The sequence below is a fragment of the Streptomyces sp. NBC_01257 genome (assembly GCF_035917255.1).
Lineage (GTDB): Bacteria > Actinomycetota > Actinomycetes > Streptomycetales > Streptomycetaceae > Streptomyces.
Genome location: NZ_CP108472.1, coordinates 1609471 through 1629984 on the forward strand (window position 1 = coordinate 1609471; position 20514 = coordinate 1629984).

Sequence of the window (20514 nt, forward strand, 5' to 3'; positions counted from 1 at the left end):
TCGGCGCGCGAGGTTAACCTCCATTGCGCGATGAAGGAAGAGGCCTCATGATTCCTGACACCTAGTCAGCTATCGGGAGGGGGCCACCCATGGCCGTCAGTCAGCGGCGGGGCCGCCGGATCATGATGACGGACGAGGAGCGCGACGCCTACCTCGCCGATCAGCGCACCTGCCGGGTCGCCACGGTGGGTGCGGACGGCCGCCCGCACGTCGGCGCGCTCTGGTTCTGCTGGGACGGCACCTCGCTGTGGCTCTACTCCATCACCCGGAGCCTGCGCTGGTCCCAGCTGAGCCGCGACCCGAAGATCGCCGTGGTGGTCGACGACGGGGTGGAGTACGGGGAACTGCGCGGCATCGAGCTCTCGGGCGACGTCGTCTTCGTCGGCGAAGCGCCGCGCACCGGCGAACCCTGCCCGGAACTCACCGTTCCGGAGAGGCTGTTCGCGGCGAAGTACTTCGGCATGGAGACGATGCCGCACGACGGCCGGCACGCCTGGGCACGGCTGACCCCGGACGCCCTCACCTCCTGGGACTTCGGCAAACTCGGCGGCCCGGCCGGGAGCTGAACCGGGCGGCCCGCCGGTCTGCCGGCCGGAGGAGTCCGGGCCCGGCCCGGGCAGCAGGGCGGCCGGCCGGACGTCAGGAGCCCGCCGGCGGATCGTTCAGCGCCCGCCCCGCCTCACGGAGCGCCGCGACCGCCGCCCTGATCGAGGGGCGCCGGTCGGCGTCCGTCCGCCACACCGCATGCACATGCCGTCTCATCTGCTGCCGCACCGGCACCAGCCGCACCCCGTCGGGCACCGGGCCGCGGCCCAGCCGGGGCGCCACACAGACCCCCATTCCCGCGTCGATCAGCGCGAGTTGGGTGTGGTGCTCGCCTGCGAGGTGGGCGATGCGCGGCTCGATGCCCTTGGAGCGGAGCGTGAACATCAGCCAGTCGTAACAGAATTCGCCCTCGGGCCAGGACACCCAGTCGTCGTCGGCGAACTCCTCCAGGCCGACCTCGTCCCGCCCCGCGAGCGGGTGACCGGCGGGCATCGCGATGTCGGGGGCGTCGTCGAGCAGCTCCGCCCGGGTGAGACCGCCCGGGACCGGCAGCCGCTTGTTGCTCCAGTCCAGCACCACCGCGAGGTCCAGGTCCCCCCTGAGCACCGCCCGGATCCCGTTCTCGGGCTCCAGCTCCTGCGTACGCACCCGCAGTTCGGGGTGGTCCGAGCGCAGGGCGCGCAGCGTCGACGGGAACAGTCCGCGCGCGGCGGTGGGGAAGGCACCCAGCCGGATCTCGCCCACCACCTCGCCCCGCTGGGCCTCGATGTCGGACTGGGCGAGCTCGACCTGCGAGAGGATCCGGGCCGCGTGGTCGGCGAGCAGCTGTCCCGCGTCGGTGAGCCGGACCCCGCGGCCGTTCCTGGCCAGCAGCTGCTGGCCCACCTCCCGCTCCAGCTTGGCCATCTGCTGCGAGACGGCCGAGGTGGTGACGTGCAGCCCCTCGGCGGCGCCGCTGACCGAACCGAGCCGGGCGAGGGCATCCAGGGTGCGCAGCCGCTCCAGGTTCAACATGTAAGCAATGCTACGGGAGTGAGCGCACAAAGTCTCACTTGTGCTACGAGATCGAAGTCGTCATCGTTGACCTCATGAGCGCACCGCCCGCGCCGGGAACTCCGGCCGCCGAGACCACCCCCGCATCACGGACCCTCGCCGGCACCGCCCCGGCCCGTCGCCCGGCCCTGGACTGGCGGCTGCGCTTCGCGGCCCTCTCGCTCATCTGGGGCTTCAGCTTCCTCCTGATCAAGGTCGGGACCGACGGCTACGCCCCGTTCCAGGTCACGCTCGGCCGGCTCCTGTCGGGGACGGCGGTCCTGGCCGTGGCCATGGCGGTGAAGCGGGAGCGGCTGCCGCGCACCGCGCGCACCTGGGGACATCTGGCCGTCGCCGCCTTCCTCCTCAACGCCCTCCCGTTCTCACTGTTCGCCTATGCCGAGCTGACCATCCCGTCGACGCTCGCCGGTATCTGCAACGCGACGTCACCGCTCTGGGGCATGGCGCTGTCGCTCGTCGCCCTCTCCGAGGACCGCCCCACCCGTCGCCGCGTCGCCGGCCTCGGGCTCGGCTTCCTCGGCGTGCTGACCGTGCTGGGCGCCTGGCAGGGCTTCTCCGGCCTGGACTTCAGCGGTACGGCCATGGCACTGCTGGCCTCCCTCAGCTATCCGATCGGCTGGATCTACGTCCGCCGCACGCTCGCCGGGAGCGGCTCGTCGGCCCTCGCCCTCACCGGCAGCCAGCTCTTCCTCGGCACGGTGCAGCTCGCCCTGGTGACCCCGCTGTTCACCTCGGCGCCCGACGCCTTCCCGCTGTGGCCCACTCTGGCCGTCGTCGCCCTGGGGGCGCTCGGCACCGGTCTCGCGGTCCTCCTCCAGTACGGACTCGTCACCGAGGTCGGCCCCACGACGGCACAGATGGTCACCTACTTCATCCCCGTCATCGCCACCGCCGCCGGCGTCGCCGTGCTCGGTGAGCAGCTGAGCTGGAACACCCCGGTCGGCGCCCTCGTGGTCCTGGCCGGTGCCGCCCTCACCCAGAGCAGGGCCCGTACCGGCGGGCCGGCCGGCCCGCCGAACGCCGTCGCCGGAACGCGGCGCCGGGAACGGCGGCCGTCCCTCATCCGTAGCTGAGCGGATTCGCGGGCTCCGCGGCCGCCGCCACCGCATCCGCCAGCGGAGCGATGTCGGCGTCGGTGAGCGACGAGACGGTGAGCCGTATCCCCGGGGGCGCGGCCATCCGGAACCGGGCCCCGGGTGCCGCCGCCCAGCCCGCGTGCAACAACCGCGCCACGGCACCCGTCTCGTCGCCGACCGGGACCCACACGTTCATCCCGCTGCGCCCGTGCGCCTCGACGCCCCGCTCCTCCAGCGCCGCCACCAGCGCGTCGCGACGGCGGGCGTACGCCCGGGCGACGTCGCGCGGGTCGACCGCGCCCGACGTCCACAGGTGCACCATCGCCCGCTGCAGCAGTCGGCTCACCCAGCCGGGCCCCAGCCGCTGCCGGCCCGAGACGCGGTCGGCCGTGACGGCGTCCCCGGTCAGCACGGCGACCCGGAGGTCCGGCCCGTACGCCTTGGAGACGGACCGCACGAACGCCCAGCGGTCGGTCGCGCCGGCCAAGGGGTGCAGCGGCAGGTCGACGATGGCGTGTCCGTGGTCGTCCTCGATCAGCAGCACCCCGCGGTACCCGGCGAGGACCGCCCGCAGTTCGGCCGCGCGGGCTGCGCCGATCGCCGCCCCGGTCGGGTTCTGCGCGCGGTCGGTGACGACGGCCGCGCGCGCACCCGCCCTGAGCGCCGCGTCCAGCGCGTCCGGCAGCGGTCCCTCGTCGTCGACCGCCACCGGGACCGGGCGCATGCCCAGCGCCGGGACGAGGTCCAGCAGGCTGCCCCAGCCCGGGTCCTCGACCGCGACGGCGTCACCGGGCCGGAGATGGGCGGCCAGCACCCGCTCGATCGCGTCCAGCGAACCCGAGGTGGCGATCACCGGCCCGGCCGGAACACCGTCCGCGTCGAACCCGGCCCTGGCCAGCGCGGCGAACTCGGCGTCCACCGGCTCCTGTGCGTACATCCCCGGCCCCCGCGCATACTCCTCGGCGACCGCGGCCAGCGCCTCCCCCAGCGACGGCAGCAACGCCGGGTCGGGATTGCCGTCCCCCAGGTCCCGCACACCCGGCGGCGCCTCGACCCGCACCGAACCGCGCACCGTGCTCGCCGGGCGCGGCCGGACACGGCTCCCCCTGCGCCCCGCCGTCTCGATCACCCCGCGCTCGCGCAGGGTGCGATAGGCGGCCGCCACCGTATTCGGGTTCACCTCCAGCCGACTCGCCAACTCCCGCATGGGAGGCAGCATCTGACCGGGCGCCAGCTCACCCGAGCCGACCGCCCGCTCCACACTGGCGGCGATTTCCGATGCACGCCGCCCACTGATCCGATACTCTCCTAGCACAAAGATCAGTATGCACTAGTGCAATGGAGTACGCAATGCCGGACACCCACCAGCCGCAGACCACGGGCCCGGACGCCGCAGCCGCCTACGAGCCGACCGGGCGCACGGTTCCGACCCGCTCCCGCGAGCGGGCGGCGTACGACCGGGACGTGATCCACTCGATACTCGACGAGGCCTACCTCTGCCACCTCGGTTTCGTCCGGGACGGGGCGCCCGTCGTGCTCCCGACGCTCTTCGGCCGGGTCGGCGAGCGGCTGTACGTGCACGGCTCGACCGGCTCCCGCCCGCTGCGGACGGCGGGCGGGAGCGACGAGGGGCTGGCCGTCTGCCTGACCGTGACGCATGTCGACGGACTGGTGCTGGCCCGGTCCGCCTTCCACCACTCGCTCAACTACCGTTCGGTGGTCGTCCACGGCGTGGCGCACACGGTGACCGATCCCGAGGAGCGGCGCATCGCGCTCGACGCGATCGTGGAACAGGTCGTGCCCGGGCGTTCCACGGACTCGCGCCCCGCGGACGAGAAGGAACTGGCGGCCACCGCCGTGATCCGGCTGGACCTGCGGGAGGTCTCGGCCAAGATCCGTACCGGGGGCCCGAACGACGACGAACGGGATCTCGCGCTGCCCTACTGGTCCGGCGTCGTCCCCCTCGCCCCCGGCTATGCCGCGCCGGTCCCCGCGGACGACCTCGATCCCTCGATCGCCGTCCCGGAGTACCTGAACGCGCTCTGATCACCGACGGGGGGCGGGGCGGTGCGCCGGCGCACCGCCCCGCCGCCCGTGCGGGTCACGCGGGGGCGGCCGCCTCCCGGCGGGCCTGCGCCGCGCCGCGCGTCTCGGCGACCGCCAGTCCGACCACCGCCGTGAGCAGCAGCAGCGTCCCGGCGACCGTGGCCGTGGTGAGCTGCTCGTGCAGCACGACGACGGCGATGACCGCCGCGCTGACCGGTTCGAGCAGCATGATCACCGACACCGTGGCCGCCCGCACCACCGCGGTGCCGGCGAAGTAGAGCGCGTAGGCGAGAGCGGTCGGGATCGCCGCGACGTACACGAGCAGCGTCACCACCCGTACCGCGTGCTCCGTCTGCGGGACGAGTCCCTCACCGGCGGCCATCGGGAGCAGCAGGACCGCGGCGATGCCGAACGCCCAGGCGCTGGTGGCGAGCGGGTCCGCGCCGCCGCCGTCGCGGCCGAGCCGGCGGGTCAGCAGCGTGATCGCGGCGTAGCCGGCGGCGGAGAGCAGGGCCCAGACGATCCCGGCGGGCCGGACCGTGCCCGGGTCGCCGCCGAGCACCAGTACGGCGAGACCGGTCAGCGCCCCGGTGACCGCGGCGAGTCCGCCGCCACCGAGCCGCTCCCCCATCGTCAGCCGGGCGCCGACGGCGATGAGGACGGGGCCCGCCCCGAGGGTGACCACGGTGGCGACCGCGAGGCCGGTGGCCTGGACGGCGGCGAAGTACGCGGTCTGGAAGACGGCGAGTCCGGTGCCGGTGCCGAGGATGCGCAGCAGCCGCCTGCGCCGGGACTCGGCGGCGGGCCTCCGGGCGGGCCGCAGCACGAGGGCGGCGAGCAGCAGGACGAGGCCGCCGGCGCAGCGCCAGAACGACAGCGCGAGGGGCCCGAGATCGCTGGCCCCGAAGAGCAGCGAGGCGGCGGCGCCGGCCGTGCCCCAGGCCACTCCGGCAATGATCAGATACGACAGGCTCCGCCCGACGGACAGGCCGGAAGCAGGATTCGACACGTGACTTCTCCAAGGAAGACGGGAGGTGGTCGCTCGGCTCCGCATGCGGGCAGCGACGAACCGCTCGGGGACTGCCCGAGCCCGGTCTTCGTCAGATGAGGCCGCCCGCGCGCTAGGCGGCGGGAGGCGGAAGCACAGTCAAATGCATGATCGTCACCCTACGTGGCGGCACGCTCGGCGGACAACTCCCCCGGGGTCCGCTCCGAGTCGTCCCCCGGTCCCGAGGCGACGGGCCCGGAGGGCGCCTTCGGTGTCGAGGACTGCGCGATGAGGGCGCCGGCCAGCACCAGCGAACCGCCGAAGAGCTGGGCGGCCGCCAGATGCTCCCCGAGCAGCACCCAGGCGAGTACGGTCGCGATGACCGCTTCGAGGCAGGCGACGACGCCGGCGACGGCCGGGGACAGCATCCGCACGGAGATCACCCCGGTCACGTACGCGATGACGGTGGCGAGCAGCACGATCCAGACGAGCAGCAGCCAGGCGGGCACATCCGTGCCGTTCATGACCGTGTCTCCGCCCAGGAGGGACCAGTCCATGCCCCACGGCCGGGCCACCACCGTGAGGACCACGGCCCCGATCAACAGCCCGTAGGCGATGACCCCGACCGGATGCGGAGGCTCGGCATCCTCCGCCGTCGTGCCGCTTCCCTGATCGGAGAGGACGAAGTAGCCGACCTGGCAGCAGGCGGCACCGAGGGCGAGCAGCAGTCCGACGGCGTCGAAGGTCAGCCCGGACCACACCTCGACCACACAGGCGAGGCCGCCCACCGCAAGCACCACACCGACGGCGGCCGCCCGGGTCACCGGGCGGCGCTGGACGAAACGCACCCAGCCGAGGACGAGCGCGGGCGCCAGGTATTCGACGAGCAGCGCGACACCGACCGGGATACGGGAGATCGCGGCGAAGTAGCAGGCCTGCACCCCCGCGACGGCGAGGAGCCCGAACCCCAGCAGCAGTACGGGGCGGCTGCGGACCAGGCCCCGGTGGCGCCAGGCCACGGGGAGCATGACGAGCGCGGCCCCCACCACCCGCAGCCACACCACGTGGAGCGGGTCGAGCCCCGCTTCGATGAGCGGCTTGGCAGCCACTCCGGAACCACCGAACGCGAAGGCCGAGGCGAGGGCGAGTCCCAGGCCGGCGCTTCTTCCCTGAGACGCGTGCATCGGCACATCATGACAGCTGGCGTCAGGAGCGTCACCCCTGTGACACCTGACCGGGGTAACACTCCGATGTCATCGGCGCCCCTGACAGCACAGTCCGGCGCCCCGGCCCTCGCGGTTCACCGCGGAACCCGCTTTCGCTACGCCCCGGACCCCGCGGCCACCGACGCGCCCGCGCGGGCGACGGCAAGGGCGTCCATATAGTCGCGCACCCGTGTGATCAGCCCGTCCCTGACCTCGATGATCAGCAGTCCGGGCACGGCGAAGCGGTCGCCCTCCGCCGACCGCACCACGACCACGTGCTCGGCGACGACCGTGCCGGGGTCGGCGGCCGGGCGGACGGCCACGTCCGCGATCTCCACCACCTGGAGCGGGCTGGCAATCCAGGCCGCCCGGTAGCCGGCCCGCACCTCCTCACGGCCCGTGAAGCGGGCGGGGAAGCCGGGGGCGGAGAAGGGGAATTCGTGCAGCGCGTCCACGGCGTACAGATCGGCGAGGTCGTCGGCCGACTTGTCCAGCATGGCCCGGTGGTAGCAGCCCAGCACCGTGCGCGGCGTACGGGACGTGAGCCCCCGGGAATCCGTCATGGAATCCGCTCCATTCACTCAACGACTGTTGAGTAAATGACGGTACGAGCCGGTCCGCCATCGGTCAACAGCTGTAGAGTGAATCCGTGACCAGCCACCCCCTCTCCCGCGCGGACCGCCGCCGGGCCACCGAGGCGCGCATCCTCGACAGCGCCCGGGAACTGTTCGCGGCGAAGGGGTTCGACCGCACCACCATCCGCGCCGTGGCGTCCTCGGCGGGCGTCGACCCGGCCCTGGTGATGCAGTACTTCGATTCAAAGCGCGGGCTGTTCACCCGGGCCGTGCAGGCACCGCCCGCAGCTCAGGCGTCGGTGGACGGCGACGCACTGCTCGGCCATCTGATGGCCACCCTGGGCGTCAAGCTCGGCGGAATGCCCGACGGCACACTGGCGATGCTCCGCTCCATGCTCACCGACCCGGCCTCCGCCGAACACGCCCGCGCAACGCTCGACCGCCAGATCACCGCCATCGGCGACGCCCTGTCGACCGACGACGGGGGTGGTGAGTACGGGGACGGCAGCGACGCGGAACTGTGCGCCGCGCTGATCGTCACCACGATGGTGGGCGTCACCATCGGCCATCAGCTCCTGGGCCTCGCCGCACTCCGGGACGTCCCCGCCGACCGTGTCACCGCCCTGCTGCGCCCGGCGCTCGACGCCCTCACCCGGCCGGCCGGCTGAGTCCGGCGGTCAGCCCCGGCCGGTGCCTTCCACGATCCGGTCCGCGAGCAGCGCCGCGTCGACCCCCGCCCGCTCCAGAACCTCGACCGCCCGGCTCTCCCGGTCCGCGGCAAGCGCCGCGAGCAGGTCGACGCCGCCCGCCCGTTCACGGCCGAGCGAGCGCGCCCGGCCGTAGGCACCCGCCATCGCGGACGCCGCGGCGGGCGACCACCCCTCGGCATCCGCCTCCGGCACCACCGGGACCGCGCCCGAGTCCTCGACCGCCCCCTGCCAGCGGAGCCCGTATCCGATGCTGCGCTGGACGAGGTAGCCGAGCACCCTGGCCAGCTGCGGTCCGCCGTCGAAGGCCTCGCGGACCCCGGGGTCGGACTCGATGAGGGAGTGCAGCAGATGAGCGGTGTCGATCTGCCGGTCACCGTCCCGCAGGGCACGCCTGCGGGCACCGCTCACCACGGCGGCAAGCTCCGCGGTGAGTCCGGCGTCGAACTCAGCACGGTGATGCGGTGCGGGCTGCTGAGGGATCCGCGGGGTCCGGTTCTGCACCCTTCCACCCCATCAGCCCCGAAGAGCCGGAGCGTCCCCGGAGAGTCCCATTGCCGCATCCCACCCGAGTTGGGCACAGAGGAACGATCCCTCCTCCTTACGGATGAGATCGCGCCGTTCCGGAACCTGATTCCGGCAAACGGCGCGCGCCGCCTTGCCATGCGCTCCCGCGGCAACCGGAAGCCTCCTCCGGGGCGTCCCACAGCCCGGAACACTGTTGCGGCGGCAGAAGGGGGTGCCGGAAGTGAGCTGGCTTGTCTCGCTGCCGGCGCTCGACGGGCGCGACTACGTCTACCGGGTCCACGCGCCGCCCGACGCCCTGCCCGCCGACCTCTTCTGGGCGGCGTTCCACTGCCACGACGACGGACCGCACCCCCGCGCGTCCGACCGGTTCGACGCGGCCCTGATCTGGCGGACCTGACCGGATCCGGCAGATCTGACGCTTCATCAGTATTGAATGTTCCGGCCGCTGCGGCTACGTTCCGCGACACCGTAACCCGTCGAGAAGGGGTGGTCGCATGGCCGAAGTCAGTGCAGAGGCGCGTATAGAGGCACCGGCCGAGAAGGTCTGGGCGCAGCTGACCGACTTCAGCGCGTACGCGGAGTGGAACGCCACCCACACCAGCTTCCCCAAGGGTGGTCCGGCCACGCTCGAACTCTCGGCGACCTACGAGGAGAACCTGAAGCTGATGGGCTTCCCGGCCGAGGTGACCTGGACGGTCTCGGAGCTGGAGGCCGGCCGGCTGCTGACGACCACGGGCAAGGGCCCGATGGGGGTCAACCTGAAGATGCGCTACGCACTGACCCCCGACGGGGACGCCACCGCGGTCCGCATCGACGGCGAGTTCACCGGCGCCGCGGTCTCACTGATGGCGGGCAAGCTCAAGGACTCGGCCACCGCGGCGCTCGTCGAGTCGCTGCGCAAGCTGGACGGTCTGATCGTCGCCTGACCGGGGCCACAGCGGCCACCGGCAGCACGAAGGGCCCCGCGGCACTGCCGCGGGGCCCTTCGGTACACCTCTGCGCCGGACTCTCCCACCGCCGGGCTCAGCCCTCGTCGGCGAGGATGAGGTAGAGCTTCTTGCGCGCCTCGTTGATGACGGTCAGCGCCTTCTCGCGCTGGTCGGGCGAGCCGGTCTTCCAGACCTGGCCGAACGCCTCCATCAGACCGAACCCGGCCTGCCGGATCTCGTTCATGCCCTCCCAGTCGACGCCGCGCCCGGCATCCTCCCAGGGCGCGTCAGGGCCCGACTCGGCCTCGGTGCGGCCGGCCTCGGTCAGCGTGAACAGCTTCTTGCCGCCCTCGCTCTCGCTGACGATCAGACCCTCGTCCTCCAGGAGCTGGAGGGTCGGATACACCGAGCCGGGGCTGGGCCGCCAGGCCCCACCACTGCGCTCGCCGATCTCCTGGATCATCTCGTAACCGTGCATCGGCCGGTCCGTCAGCAGCGCCAGGATCGACGCGCGTACGTCACCGCGGCGCGCCCTTCCCCGTCCGCCGCCCCGGCCGCGTCCGCCCCCGAAGGGACCACCGCCACCGAAGGGACCGCCGCCGAAAGGCGGTCCGAACTGCCCGAAGGCCGCCCGGCGGCCCTCGAAGTCGCCCCGCTCGCCCCGACCGGGACCGAAGGGGCCACGACCGTGTCCGTGCCCGTGCTCATGTCCGTGCTCATGTCCATGTGAACGCATGACTGCACTCCTTCTCATCTTGATCACTTGTCTGTCGCAGCACGGCTGATGGCCGTACCGCCTATCGCTGTACTGTCGCGATGCGTCAACGATATATCGGAACCGGTCGCCTGGCAAACACCTTCGCCGGGATTTCCGAGCCGCCGACCCGGAATTGGCCTTGGCCTGCGGCTTCGCCCCGCCCCTACGGTCGGCTCATGAGGATTCGTATCGTCGACGCGTTCACCGACCGCCCCTTCGCCGGCAACCCGGCGGGAGTCCTGCTGCTGGGCCCGGAGGGCTTCCCCGAGGACAGCCGGCTCCAGCAGATCGCCACGGAGCTGAACCTCTCCGAGACCGCGTTCGCCCACCCGCTGCCGCCCGGCGGTACCGCGGACTGGGCGCTGCGCTGGTTCACCCCGTCCACCGAGGTCGACATGTGCGGCCACGCCACCCTGGCCACCGCCCACGTCCTGCACACCACGGCGACCGCGACCGGCACGGTGCGCTTCGCCGCCCGGTGCGGGGTGCTCACCTCGACGACGGCTCCGGACGGCTCGATCTCCCTGGACTTCCCCACCGCCCCGCTGACCCCCGACACCCCGCCGCAGGGCCTGGCCGCCGCGCTGGGCGCCGAACCGCTCTCCGTGCACGACACCGGTCCCCATGTGGGCGACCTGCTCGTGGAACTGGCCGACGAGGCCGCCGTACGGGCGCTCGCCCCGGACTTCGCGGCCCTGGCCGCACTCTCCCGGCGAGGGGTCATCGCGACGGCCGCCGCCGCCCCGGACCGCGGCTACGACTTCGTCTCCCGCGGCTTCTTCCCCGCCGTGGGCATCGACGAGGACCCGGTGACGGGCAGCGCCCACACCGCCCTCGCTCCGTTCTGGTCGGCCCGGCTCGGCCGCGACGAGCTGACCGGCCTGCAGGCGTCCGCCCGGTCCGGACTGGTCCGCACCTCGCTGCGCGGCGACCGCACCCTGCTGACGGGCCGCGCCGTGACGGTCGTGGACGGCGAACTGCTGGTCACCCTGTGACGGCAGAAGTGGGCGCACGGCTCGTCCCGTGACGACCGGAGGGGGTGTGCGGTACGAGCCGCACACCCCCTCCCGTCACTCACCCCGCACCGGGCTCACGGCGTGGGCAGCCAGCCCACCTTCCCGGCGAGCAGCGCGTAACCGACGAACGCGCCGATGTCGAGCAGGGCGTGCGCGGCGACCAGCGGCCCCACCCGCTGCCAGCGGCGGTACAGGAGCACGAAGACGACGCCCATCACCATGTTCCCGATGAAGCCGCCGATGCCCTGGTAGAGGTGGTAGGAGCCGCGGAGCACCGAACTGGCCACCAGGGCGGCCATCGGGGTCCACCCCAACTGCCCCAGCCGGCGCAGCAGATACCCGACGACGATCACTTCCTCCAGCACGGAGTTCTGGATCGCCGACAGGATGAGGACCGGGTACTTCCACCACACCTCGGGCAGCGACTCGGGCACGACCGTGAGGTTGAAGCCGGCCGCCCGGGCCACCAGGTAGAAGGCCAGACCGGCGCTCCCGATCCCCGCCGCCACCAGCGCGCCGCGCCCCAGGTCCGACATCGGCCGGGTCCGGTCGAAACCGATGACCCGCAGCCCCGCACCCTCCCTGATCAACAGATGCGCCACCAGCGCGACGGGCACCAGCGCCGTGGTGATTCCGAAGAGCTGCCAGGCGAGATCAAGCCAGGGACGTCCCGGCGCGTAGGAACTGTTGAGGGTGGCCGCCTGATCCTTCAAACCCCCTGGTTTCGTCAGGGATCCGACAAAACTGATCAGGGCAGACACCCCGCTGGCCCCCAGCGAGAGAGCCAGAACCAACACCGTCTCGGACCGCAAGATCCGTCGTGACACGGCCTCCTGAGGAAAAGAATCAGCCACGCGCCCCGCCTCCACCTGTACACCTGCCCTCAGTTATGCATTCACGTCCCAAGCCGCCCCGCACCCCGCTAGGGTCTCGAATGCAGGTACGAAGATCATGCGCGACAGGCCGGGGGACGAGCACCATCGCCGATGGTGTGGTCCCCCTTTTCCTTGTTCATCCTCAAGGAGGGGCACCACCGACATGGGACGTCACAGCTTGCCGGACGACTACGCCGCGGACGGAAGCGGGGACCGCCCGCCGCGCCGCCGTCGTACCGTAGCCATCGCCACCATGCTCGTTCTCGCGGTGGCCGCGGGAACGGCGGTCGCGGCACAGGGCGGCCTGCTGTCGTTCTCGAAGTCCTGCGAGGACACCGCCGTACATCTGACCATGATGACCTCCCCGGACATCGCGCCCGCCGTGCGTGCCGTCGCCGACAAGGCACGCAAGGACGACCTGAGATCCGACGGCCACTGTGTGGACGTGGACGTGGTGGCGCGTGACTCGTACAAGGTCGCGGACGCCCTCGCCCGCGGCACCCGCCCGCCGGACTACCAGATGTGGCTGCCCGACTCCGACCTCTGGCTGAACAGGGCGAAGGGCAACGGGGACGCCGTTCCGATCACCCCGGGCGACTCCGTCGCCACCTCACCCGTCACCCTCGCCATGGTGCCGTCGGCGGCCAAGACCCTCGGCTGGCCGGAGAAGCAGTACTCCTGGGCTGAGCTGACGGCCGCGGCGATGGAGTCCGACAAGGTCCGTCTCGGCTCGGCCGACCCGGCGCGCAGCGCCACCGGTCTGCTGGCGCTCACGAGCATCGGCATCTCCTCCGACAAACTGGGCGGGGACAGCGACACCAGGGCCGCGGCGACCGCGAAGCTGCTCGCCCAGCGCATGTCGGACGGCGACACCCAGGTCGTCGAGACGCTGCCGCAGGACAGCTCCGGCGCCGAGCAGGGCAACCCGTCACGCAACCAGGCGGTGCTGCTCTCCGAGCAGGCCGCGTTCGCCCACAACGCCGAGTCGACGGACGGCGGCAAGCTCGACCTCTTCTACCCCAAGGACGGCACCCCGCTCCTCAACTACCCGTTCACCCTGGTCAACGAGGAGGAGCAGACCACCGACGAGAGCCGGGCGGCGCTTCGGTTCATGACGCTGCTGTCCGAGGACGCCTCGCAGCGCACCCTGCAGGAGCACGGCTTCCGGACCGTCGAGGGCACGGCGGACGAGACCCTGACCGCATCGGCCGGCGCCAAGTCCCCACAGCCGTACGAGACCTCTCCCGGCACCCCGCCCTCGGACGAGGTGCTGCAGGAGACGCTCGGCATGTGGACGATCACCGTGCAGAGCGCGCGGCTCACCACCGTCGTCGACGCCTCGGGGTCGATGGCCACGATCGTGCCGGGCCGCAACCAGTCCCGGATGGACGTCACCAAGGCGTCCCTGATCCAGGCGCTCAACCAGTTCACCCCGAACGACGAGATCGGACTCTGGGAGTTCGCCACCACCCTCGACGGCGAGAAGGACTACCGCAGCCTGGTGGCGACCGCCCGGCTCGGCGACCCGGCCAAGGGCGGCGGCACGCACCGCGAGAAGCTCGCCGCGGCGTTCGCGGCGCTGAAGCCCGTGCCGGACGGCGCGACGGGTCTGTACGACACCGCGCTGGCCGCCTACAAGGAGGCGCAGCGCACCTATGTGAAGGGCAAGTTCAACGCCGTCGTGATCCTCACCGACGGCTCGAACCAGGACGAGCGCTCCATCTCGCGCTCCGCCCTGATCGCCGAGCTCAAGAAGATCGCCGATCCGGAGCGCCCGGTGCCGTTGCTCGCCATCGCGGTGGGTCCCGACGCCGACCGCGACGAGGTGAACGAGATAGCGAAGGTGACCGGCGGCGGCGGGTACCAGGTCAACGACCCGGCGGAGATCCAGGCCGTGATCCTGCAGGCCGTCATGACGGCCGGGCAGAGCGGCCGCGCCGGGGAGGAGTAGGACCGGTGCCGCCGGAGCCATGCGGGCGCGGCCGGCCGCGCCCGCATGGCTCCGCTCAGTGACCCGGGATCCCAGGCGGCCCCATCGTGCGGGAACGCCCGCCGGCCTCACTCGCCGGGAACGCCCGCCGGCCAGCTGTGCACGGGCTCACCGGCCTGCATCAGCTCGGTGTACCGCCGGGTCATGGCGGCGAGCGCCTCACCGCGTCCCAGCCCGGACTCCCGGGCCCGGTGGTAGGCGTCCGCCTGCCAGGACGCCCCGTTGGTCCGCCGCCGGCAGCGCTCCTCGATGATCCCGAGGTAGTGGTCGCGGTCCGCGGGCTCGATGTTCCAGGCGTCGAGCCCCGCGGCGGCGAGCGGCAGCAGTTCGTCCCGGACGAGCTTGACGGCCGGTACGCGGGTCAGTCCGCCCGAGCGGCCCGGCCTCGGCCAGAGCAGTTCGGCGTCGATGCCGTGGCGGCAGGCGGTCTCGAAGTTCTCCGCGGCGGCGGTGAACGGCATCCTGGTCCACACCGGACGGGACTCCTCGGCGAGCGCCCGGACGAGTCCGTAGTAGAGCGCCGTGTTGGCGATCACGTCGGCGACGGTCGGGCCCGCGGGGAGCACCCGGTTCTCCACCCGCAGGTGCGGTACGCCGTCCGCGAGCCCGTAGACCGGGCGGTTCCACCGGTAGACCGTGCCGTTGTGCAGGACCAGCTCCTGGAGCCCCGGCACCCCTCCCTCGTCGAGCACCCGCAGGGGGTCCTCGTCGTCGCAGATGGGCAGCAGCGGGGGGAAGTAGCGGAGGTTCTCCTCGAAGAGCTCGTACGCCGAACCCGCCCACTTCTCGCCGAACCAGGTCCGCGGCCGCACCCCCTGGTTCTGCAGTTCGGGCGGCCTGGTGTCCGTGGCCTGCTGGAAGAGCGGCGGCCGCGACTCCCGCCACAGCTCGCGGCCGAACAGGAAGGGGGAGTTGGCGCCCAGCGCCACCTGCACCGCGGCCACGGCCTGGGCGGCGTTCCACACGTCCGCGAAGCGTTCCGGCGTCACCTGGAGGTGCAGTTGCACGGAGGTGCAGGCCGCCTCCGGTGCGATCGAACCGGAGGTGCAGACCAGTCTCTCGACGCCTTCGATATCCAGGGAGAAATCCTCGCCGCGCGCTGCCACCATTTGATCGTTGAGCAGCGCGTAGCGGTCCACGTCGGAGAGATTGGACCGGACCATGTCCTCACGTCCGAGCGTGGGAAGTATTCCGATCATCAGGATCCCGGCATCGACCTCGGCGGCCTTCCGGTCGGCATATCCGAGGCCGGTCCGCAACTCCTCGGCCAGCTGATCGAGAACACGCCCTGACAGATTGTGGGGAACTATGTTCACTTCGAGATTGAACATCCCCAGTTCCGTCTGGAAATCCCGGCTCGCGATGCGGTCGAGTACCTGCCCATTCAACATCTTCGGCATACCGTCGGCCCCGGCCAGATTCAGCTCGATCTCCATGCCCATGAGATTGCGCGGCCGGTCGAACCTCCGCTCCGCCAGGAGCCTCTCCAGTCCCTCCAGGCACTGATGGAGCTTCCGCCGGTACTTCAGCCGATCGGACAGGTCAAAAGCGCCCGCCACGACCTTCTCCCCCATCGGGGTGTCCCTCCTCGAGTGGGCGGCCCGCGGCCCAGGCCGCTCGCGTCACGGTCGATAATGCCCAGGCAGAGTGATCCATAACGCCCCACGGCCGCCGCGTAGCCGCTAATCTGATGACTGTGGCCCGCGGCACATTCACGCGGCATGGTTGGGTGCGCAGTTTCCCCGCACGTGCTCTGGGAAAGCACCGGTACGTTTCAGCCTACCGCTGTACGGGAAAAACCCGAGGCGGTGGCTGCGCCGCTCGCACCGAATCAGCATAATCTCCGCATAATTAAGTCCGGATACCGCCTTGCCGGCAATAGCCGTGGCGGCTAGTGGAAACACCGCGTGAACACGTGTCGTATAAACTCCGCGGACGAGGCAGAGAGTTGACGCACCGGCCCAGTCACCGGCCTCCTCTGGCCCCGCACGCCGACAGCGCCGTCTGCACCCGCCCACGCTCCACCGTGTCTCCGAAGTGAGAGGCGACCCACTATGCCGCTGCACGTTCCCCCTGCTCCCGCGCCCGCGCTGAGAAGCGTTCTCGCGGCGCTCGGTTCACCGACCGCGGTCCGCGAGGCCCGTACCCCCGGCCTGCGGTCCGTCCAGGGACCTCTGAGCCCCGAACATCCGCTCCCCGTCCATGTACTGGACCGCATCGGACCGGACGGGCTCGCGCCCACCACCCGGCTCGCCGCATGGCGCTTCCTGATCAGCAGCACGGAGCGGCCGGTCGCCGCGGCCGACACGATGCTCACCCCCGACGGCTGGACCTTCTCGCACTTCTTCGAGGGCCCGTACATCGCCTCGACCGAACTCGCCCTGCGCCAGGCGGACGCGTCGGTCACCCCGTACCAGCCGAGGCTGCTGTCCATCCCCGAGCTCTACATGCTGGCCCTGTGGCTGCACGGGGACACCGAGGCCGACGCAGCCGGCGGGTCCCCCGCGCCGGCCGATCTGCTGGTCCCCCTGGCTCCCGCCCCACCGGGAATCGCGGCACACCGTCCGCACCGGGTCGCTGATCTCCTTCCCGTGATCACCACCCGCATCGCACCCGGTCCCGGCCCCCTGCTCGGTTCACCCGCCTGATTCGGCTCCACCACGTGCGCTGTGCCCCGCCACCGGCTCCGGTGGCGGGGCACAGCGCCTCGGGGGCGGCGGGTGCCCATCCGGACTAGCCCTATCCGGCCACCCCGAACCACCCGAAGTGACAGTGCAGTTGCGTTGAACCGTCCGGGCGGGTGATGCGTCATGAGAGGAGAGGAAGCGCTGCTGCGAAATCCCTGCGGATTGACGCCCGTGGGGCAACACTGGGACCGGACCGATCGATACGGGGGGCGGCCGTGAACACCTCTTCAAGCCGCAGGACACTCGACTCTACGCAGCGAAAGAACCCATCCATGTGCCAGCACCAGCCACCCTGTCCGACAGCCGACTCAGCCGACCGGGAAGCCGCCCGTCTGGTGGCGCACCATCCGGAACAGGGCTGGAGCCTGCTGTGCAACGGCGTCCTGCTCTTCGAGGACACCGGTGAGCTGCTCCCGGACGGGCAGATCATCGCCCCGCACCGGCCGCTGGGAACGGGCCGGGTGGTGAAGGCGGCCTGAGCCGCCGGTACGGAAAGGGGCCGGCCCGGAGAAGTCTCCGCACCGGCCCCCACGCATGTCCGCGTCACGCCGCCGTGTTCCGGCGTCCCACGGTCAGTTGTCGTACTCCTCCAGCGGCGGGCAGGAGCAGACGAGGTTGCGGTCACCGAACGCACCGTCGATCCGGCGCACCGGCGGCCAGTACTTGTCGGCGACCGGGACACCGGCCGGGAAGACAGCCACCTCGCGGCTGTAGCCGTGGTCCCAGTCCCCACCCAGCGCGGCCGCGGTGTGCGGGGCGTTGACCAGCGGGTTGTCGTCCGCGGTCCACTCGCCCGAGGCCACCTTCTCGATCTCGCTCCGAATGGCGATCATCGTGTCGCAGAACCGGTCGAGCTCCGCGAGGTCCTCGCTCTCGGTCGGCTCGATCATGAGCGTCCCCGCGACCGGGAACGACATGGTGGGCGAGTGGAAGCCGTAGTCGATGAGGCGCTTGGCGACGTCGTCGATGCTGACGCCGGTCGCCTTGGAAATGGGCCGCAGGTCCACGATGCACTCGTGCGCGACCAGGCCGGCCGGGCCGTTGTACAGGATCGGGTAGTGCGGCTCCAGGCGCTTGGCGACGTAGTTGGCCGCGAGCACGGCGACCTGGGTCGCACGCTTCAGGCCCTCGCCGCCCATCAGACGTACGTACGCCCACGAGATCGGCAGGATGCCGGCCGAGCCCCACGGGGCGGCCGAGATCGGCCCGACACCGGTCTCCGGACCCGCGGCGGGCTGCAGCGGGTGGTTCGGGAGGTACGGCGCCAGGTGCGCGCGCACCCCCACGGGGCCGACACCGGGGCCGCCGCCGCCGTGCGGGATGCAGAAGGTCTTGTGCAGGTTCAGGTGCGAGACGTCGCCGCCGAAGTGCCCCGGCTTGGCGAGGCCGACCAGCGCGTTGAGGTTGGCGCCGTCGACGTACACCTGGCCGCCGGCGTCGTGCACCTCGGCGCAGATGTCGGCGACGTGCTCCTCGAAGACACCGTGGGTGGACGGGTAGGTGATCATGAGCACGGCGAGCTCGTCGCGGTGCTGCGCGATCTTGGCGCGGAGGTCCTCGATGTCGACCTCGCCGTCGTCGGCGGTCTTCACGACGACGACCTTCATACCGGCCATCACGGCGCTCGCGGCGTTGGTGCCGTGGGCGGAGGACGGGATCAGGCAGACGGTACGGCCCTCGTCACCGTTGGCGCGGTGGTACGCGCGGACGGCCAGCAGCCCCGCGAACTCGCCCTGCGAGCCGGCGTTCGGCTGGAGGGACACCGCGTCGTAACCGGTGACCTCGGCCAGCCGCTCCTCCAGCTCATGGATGAGCGTCAGGAAGCCCTCGGCCTGCTCGGCCGGCGCGAACGGGTGCAGCGCACCGAACTCGGGCCAGGTGATCGACTCCATCTCGGCGGTCGCGTTCAGCTTCATCGTGCAGGAGCCGAGCGGGATCATGCCGCGGTCCAGCGCGTAGTCACGGTCGGCGAGCTTGCGCAGGTAGCGCAGCATCGCGGTCTCGGAACGGTGCTGGTGGAAGACCGGGTGCGTCAGGATCGTGTCGGTGCGCAGCAGCCCCTCGGGCAGCGCGTCGGCGGTCGTGTCGTCCAGCGCCTCGATGTCGCCGTCGGCGCCGAAGGCCGCCCAGACGGCCGCGACCTGCGCGCGGGTGGTGGTCTCGTCGCAGGCGAGCGAGACGAGGTCGGCGTCGACGAGCCGCAGGTTGACCCCGCGGCCACGGGCGTCATCGACGACCTCCGCGGCCCGGCCCGGAACCCGGACGGTGAGCGTGTCGAAGTGGGCGCCGGTGACCACGTCGACACCGGCGGCACGCAGGCCCTCGGCGAGGATCGCGGCGTAGCGGTGCGTGCGCCGGGCGATCGTCCGCAGCCCGTCGGGGCCGTGGTAGACGGCGTACATGCCGGCCATCACGGCGAGCAGCACCTGCGCGGTGCAGATGTTGCTGGTGGCCTTCTCGCGGCGGATGTGCTGCTCGCGGGTCTGCAGGGCCAGCCGGTAGGCCTTGTTGCCGTCCGCGTCGACGGAGACGCCGACCAGGCGGCCCGGGAGGCTGCGGGCGAACTTCTCGCGGACGGCCATGAAGCCGGCGTGCGGTCCGCCGAAGCCCATCGGGACACCGAAGCGCTGGGTGGTGCCGACGGCGATGTCCGCGCCCAGGTCGCCGGGCGAGGTGAGCAGCGTGAGCGCCAGCAGGTCGGCGGCCACGGTGACGATCGCGCCGAGTCCGTGGGCCTGCTCGATGACGGGCTTGATGTCGCGTACGGCACCGGAGGCGCCCGGGTACTGCAGCAGCACGCCGAAGACGCCGCGCTCGGCGATCTCGGCCGGGATGCCGTCGCTGAGGTCGGCGACGACGACCTCGACGCCGGTCGGCTCGGCGCGCGTCTCGATGACGGCGACGGTCTGCGGCAGGGAGTCCGCGTCGACCAGGAAGACGCCGTTCTTCACCTTGCCGACGCGCCGCGCCAGCGCCATGGCCTCGGCGGCGGCGGTGCCCTCGTCGAGCAGCGAGGCGCCGGAGGTGGGCAGCCCGGTGAGCTCGGCGACCATCGTCTGGAAGTTCAGGAGGGCTTCGAGGCGGCCCTGGGAGATCTCCGGCTGGTAGGGCGTGTACGCCGTGTACCAGGCGGGGTTCTCCATCACGTTGCGCAGGATCACCGGCGGGGTGAACGTGCCGTAGTAGCCGAGCCCGATCATCGGGGCCAGGACCTGGTTGCGGTCGGCGAGGAGGCGCAGCTCGGCGAGGACCTCGGCCTCGGTCCGGGCGTCCGGCAGCCGCAGGGCCTCGGCGCTCTTGATCACATCGGGCACCGCGGCGGCGGTCAGCTCGTCGAGCGAGCCGTAGCCGACCTGGGCGAGCATCTTCGCCTGTGCCTCGGCATCAGGACCGATATGACGCTGCTCGAACGGGATGCCCTGTTCCAGCTGGGAGAGCGAAGTGCGGGGGGTCATGATGGAGGCCTCCTGGTCTGTCACGACCTGCGAGGGGCACCACGGCGCGGGGTGCCCGAACGGCCTCCCCCTCTGTCATCT

The 20514-nt window shown here is 71.8% G+C and carries 20 protein-coding genes; 10 read left to right on the top strand and 10 right to left on the bottom strand.

Annotation, left to right across the window (positions count from 1 at the left end; genetic code table 11):
- Positions 1-89: 89 nt before the first annotated feature.
- Positions 90-566: a pyridoxamine 5'-phosphate oxidase family protein gene (locus OG408_RS06485; protein ID WP_266776308.1), complete on the top strand. Its 477-nt coding sequence runs from the start codon at positions 90-92 to the stop codon at positions 564-566.
- A gap of 73 nt (positions 567-639) precedes the next feature.
- On the opposite strand, the gene OG408_RS06490 is transcribed toward OG408_RS06485, so the two are convergent.
- Positions 640-1560, bottom strand: coding sequence for a LysR family transcriptional regulator (locus OG408_RS06490; RefSeq protein ID WP_266776310.1), 921 nt, complete (start codon positions 1558-1560; stop codon positions 640-642).
- 74 nt (positions 1561-1634) lie between these two features.
- Here OG408_RS06490 and OG408_RS06495 point away from each other — a divergent pair, with 74 nt between their 5' ends.
- Positions 1635-2672, top strand: coding sequence for a DMT family transporter (locus tag OG408_RS06495; RefSeq protein WP_442806010.1), 1038 nt, complete (start codon positions 1635-1637; stop codon positions 2670-2672).
- On the opposite strand, the gene OG408_RS06500 is transcribed toward OG408_RS06495, so the two are convergent.
- Positions 2659-3990 (bottom strand): aminotransferase class I/II-fold pyridoxal phosphate-dependent enzyme, encoded by a 1332-nt coding sequence (locus tag OG408_RS06500; protein WP_266776315.1) that lies wholly within the window; start codon positions 3988-3990, stop codon positions 2659-2661. The genes OG408_RS06495 and OG408_RS06500 overlap by 14 nt on opposite strands.
- A 35-nt stretch (positions 3991-4025) precedes the next feature.
- Between OG408_RS06500 and OG408_RS06505 the strand changes: the two genes are divergently transcribed.
- Positions 4026-4721 carry a pyridoxamine 5'-phosphate oxidase family protein gene (locus OG408_RS06505; protein ID WP_266776317.1) on the top strand — a complete coding sequence of 232 codons (696 nt, stop codon included), beginning with the start codon at positions 4026-4028 and terminating at the stop codon, positions 4719-4721.
- A gap of 55 nt (positions 4722-4776) precedes the next feature.
- On the opposite strand, the gene OG408_RS06510 is transcribed toward OG408_RS06505, so the two are convergent.
- The 3 genes from OG408_RS06510 to OG408_RS06520 all read right to left on the bottom strand — a co-directional run bounded on the left by OG408_RS06510 (position 4777) and on the right by OG408_RS06520 (position 7477).
- Positions 4777-5775: a DMT family transporter gene (locus tag OG408_RS06510; protein WP_442806011.1), complete on the bottom strand. Its 999-nt coding sequence runs from the start codon at positions 5773-5775 to the stop codon at positions 4777-4779.
- A gap of 113 nt (positions 5776-5888) precedes the next feature.
- A complete protein-coding gene (locus OG408_RS06515) occupies positions 5889-6893 on the bottom strand; it encodes an EamA family transporter (RefSeq protein WP_266776321.1) in 1005 nt (334 codons plus the stop codon).
- 137 nt (positions 6894-7030) lie between these two features.
- On the bottom strand, positions 7031-7477 hold the full coding sequence (locus tag OG408_RS06520) for a nuclear transport factor 2 family protein (RefSeq protein ID WP_326668823.1): 447 nt from the start codon (positions 7475-7477) through the stop codon (positions 7031-7033).
- A gap of 86 nt (positions 7478-7563) precedes the next feature.
- On the opposite strand from OG408_RS06520, the gene OG408_RS06525 reads away from it, so the two are divergent.
- The gene (locus tag OG408_RS06525; RefSeq protein WP_326668825.1) at positions 7564-8157 is read left to right on the top strand and encodes a TetR/AcrR family transcriptional regulator; all 594 of its coding nucleotides are present in this window, start codon (positions 7564-7566) and stop codon (positions 8155-8157) included.
- 9 nt (positions 8158-8166) lie between these two features.
- On the opposite strand, the gene OG408_RS06530 is transcribed toward OG408_RS06525, so the two are convergent.
- Complete coding sequence (locus OG408_RS06530; protein WP_326668827.1) at positions 8167-8700, bottom strand: Clp protease N-terminal domain-containing protein; 534 nt, start codon at positions 8698-8700, stop codon at positions 8167-8169.
- A 244-nt stretch (positions 8701-8944) separates the two neighbouring features.
- Here OG408_RS06530 and OG408_RS06535 point away from each other — a divergent pair, with 244 nt between their 5' ends.
- On the top strand, positions 8945-9121 hold the full coding sequence (locus OG408_RS06535) for a hypothetical protein (protein WP_266776329.1): 177 nt from the start codon (positions 8945-8947) through the stop codon (positions 9119-9121).
- Positions 9122-9218: 97 nt separating this feature from the next.
- Positions 9219-9650 (top strand): type II toxin-antitoxin system Rv0910 family toxin, encoded by a 432-nt coding sequence (locus OG408_RS06540; RefSeq protein WP_266776331.1) that lies wholly within the window; start codon positions 9219-9221, stop codon positions 9648-9650.
- Positions 9651-9747: 97 nt separating this feature from the next.
- Here OG408_RS06540 and OG408_RS06545 read toward each other — a convergent pair whose 3' ends face one another.
- The gene (locus tag OG408_RS06545) at positions 9748-10389 is read right to left on the bottom strand and encodes a PadR family transcriptional regulator (protein ID WP_266776333.1); all 642 of its coding nucleotides are present in this window, start codon (positions 10387-10389) and stop codon (positions 9748-9750) included.
- 197 nt (positions 10390-10586) lie between these two features.
- Between OG408_RS06545 and OG408_RS06550 the strand changes: the two genes are divergently transcribed.
- Entirely contained in the window at positions 10587-11405 is an 819-nt protein-coding gene (locus OG408_RS06550) for a PhzF family phenazine biosynthesis protein (protein ID WP_326668831.1), read from the top strand.
- 95 nt (positions 11406-11500) lie between these two features.
- Here the strand turns inward: OG408_RS06550 and OG408_RS06555 are convergent, their stop codons facing one another.
- Entirely contained in the window at positions 11501-12280 is a 780-nt protein-coding gene (locus OG408_RS06555; protein WP_285571140.1) for a CPBP family intramembrane glutamic endopeptidase, read from the bottom strand.
- Positions 12281-12464: 184 nt separating this feature from the next.
- Here OG408_RS06555 and OG408_RS06560 point away from each other — a divergent pair, with 184 nt between their 5' ends.
- Complete coding sequence (locus OG408_RS06560; protein ID WP_266776339.1) at positions 12465-14252, top strand: substrate-binding and VWA domain-containing protein; 1788 nt, start codon at positions 12465-12467, stop codon at positions 14250-14252.
- Positions 14253-14359: 107 nt separating this feature from the next.
- On the opposite strand, the gene OG408_RS06565 is transcribed toward OG408_RS06560, so the two are convergent.
- A complete protein-coding gene (locus OG408_RS06565) occupies positions 14360-15865 on the bottom strand; it encodes a glutamate-cysteine ligase family protein (RefSeq protein ID WP_266776341.1) in 1506 nt (501 codons plus the stop codon).
- A 480-nt stretch (positions 15866-16345) separates the two neighbouring features.
- Between OG408_RS06565 and OG408_RS06570 the strand changes: the two genes are divergently transcribed.
- Positions 16346-16939, top strand: coding sequence for a hypothetical protein (locus OG408_RS06570; RefSeq protein ID WP_266776343.1), 594 nt, complete (start codon positions 16346-16348; stop codon positions 16937-16939).
- A gap of 311 nt (positions 16940-17250) precedes the next feature.
- On the top strand, positions 17251-17457 hold the full coding sequence (locus tag OG408_RS06575; RefSeq protein ID WP_136326371.1) for a DUF5999 family protein: 207 nt from the start codon (positions 17251-17253) through the stop codon (positions 17455-17457).
- Positions 17458-17550: 93 nt separating this feature from the next.
- Here OG408_RS06575 and gcvP read toward each other — a convergent pair whose 3' ends face one another.
- Positions 17551-20433, bottom strand: coding sequence for an aminomethyl-transferring glycine dehydrogenase (gene gcvP / locus OG408_RS06580; protein WP_326668837.1), 2883 nt, complete (start codon positions 20431-20433; stop codon positions 17551-17553).
- Positions 20434-20514: the final 81 nt, after the last annotated feature.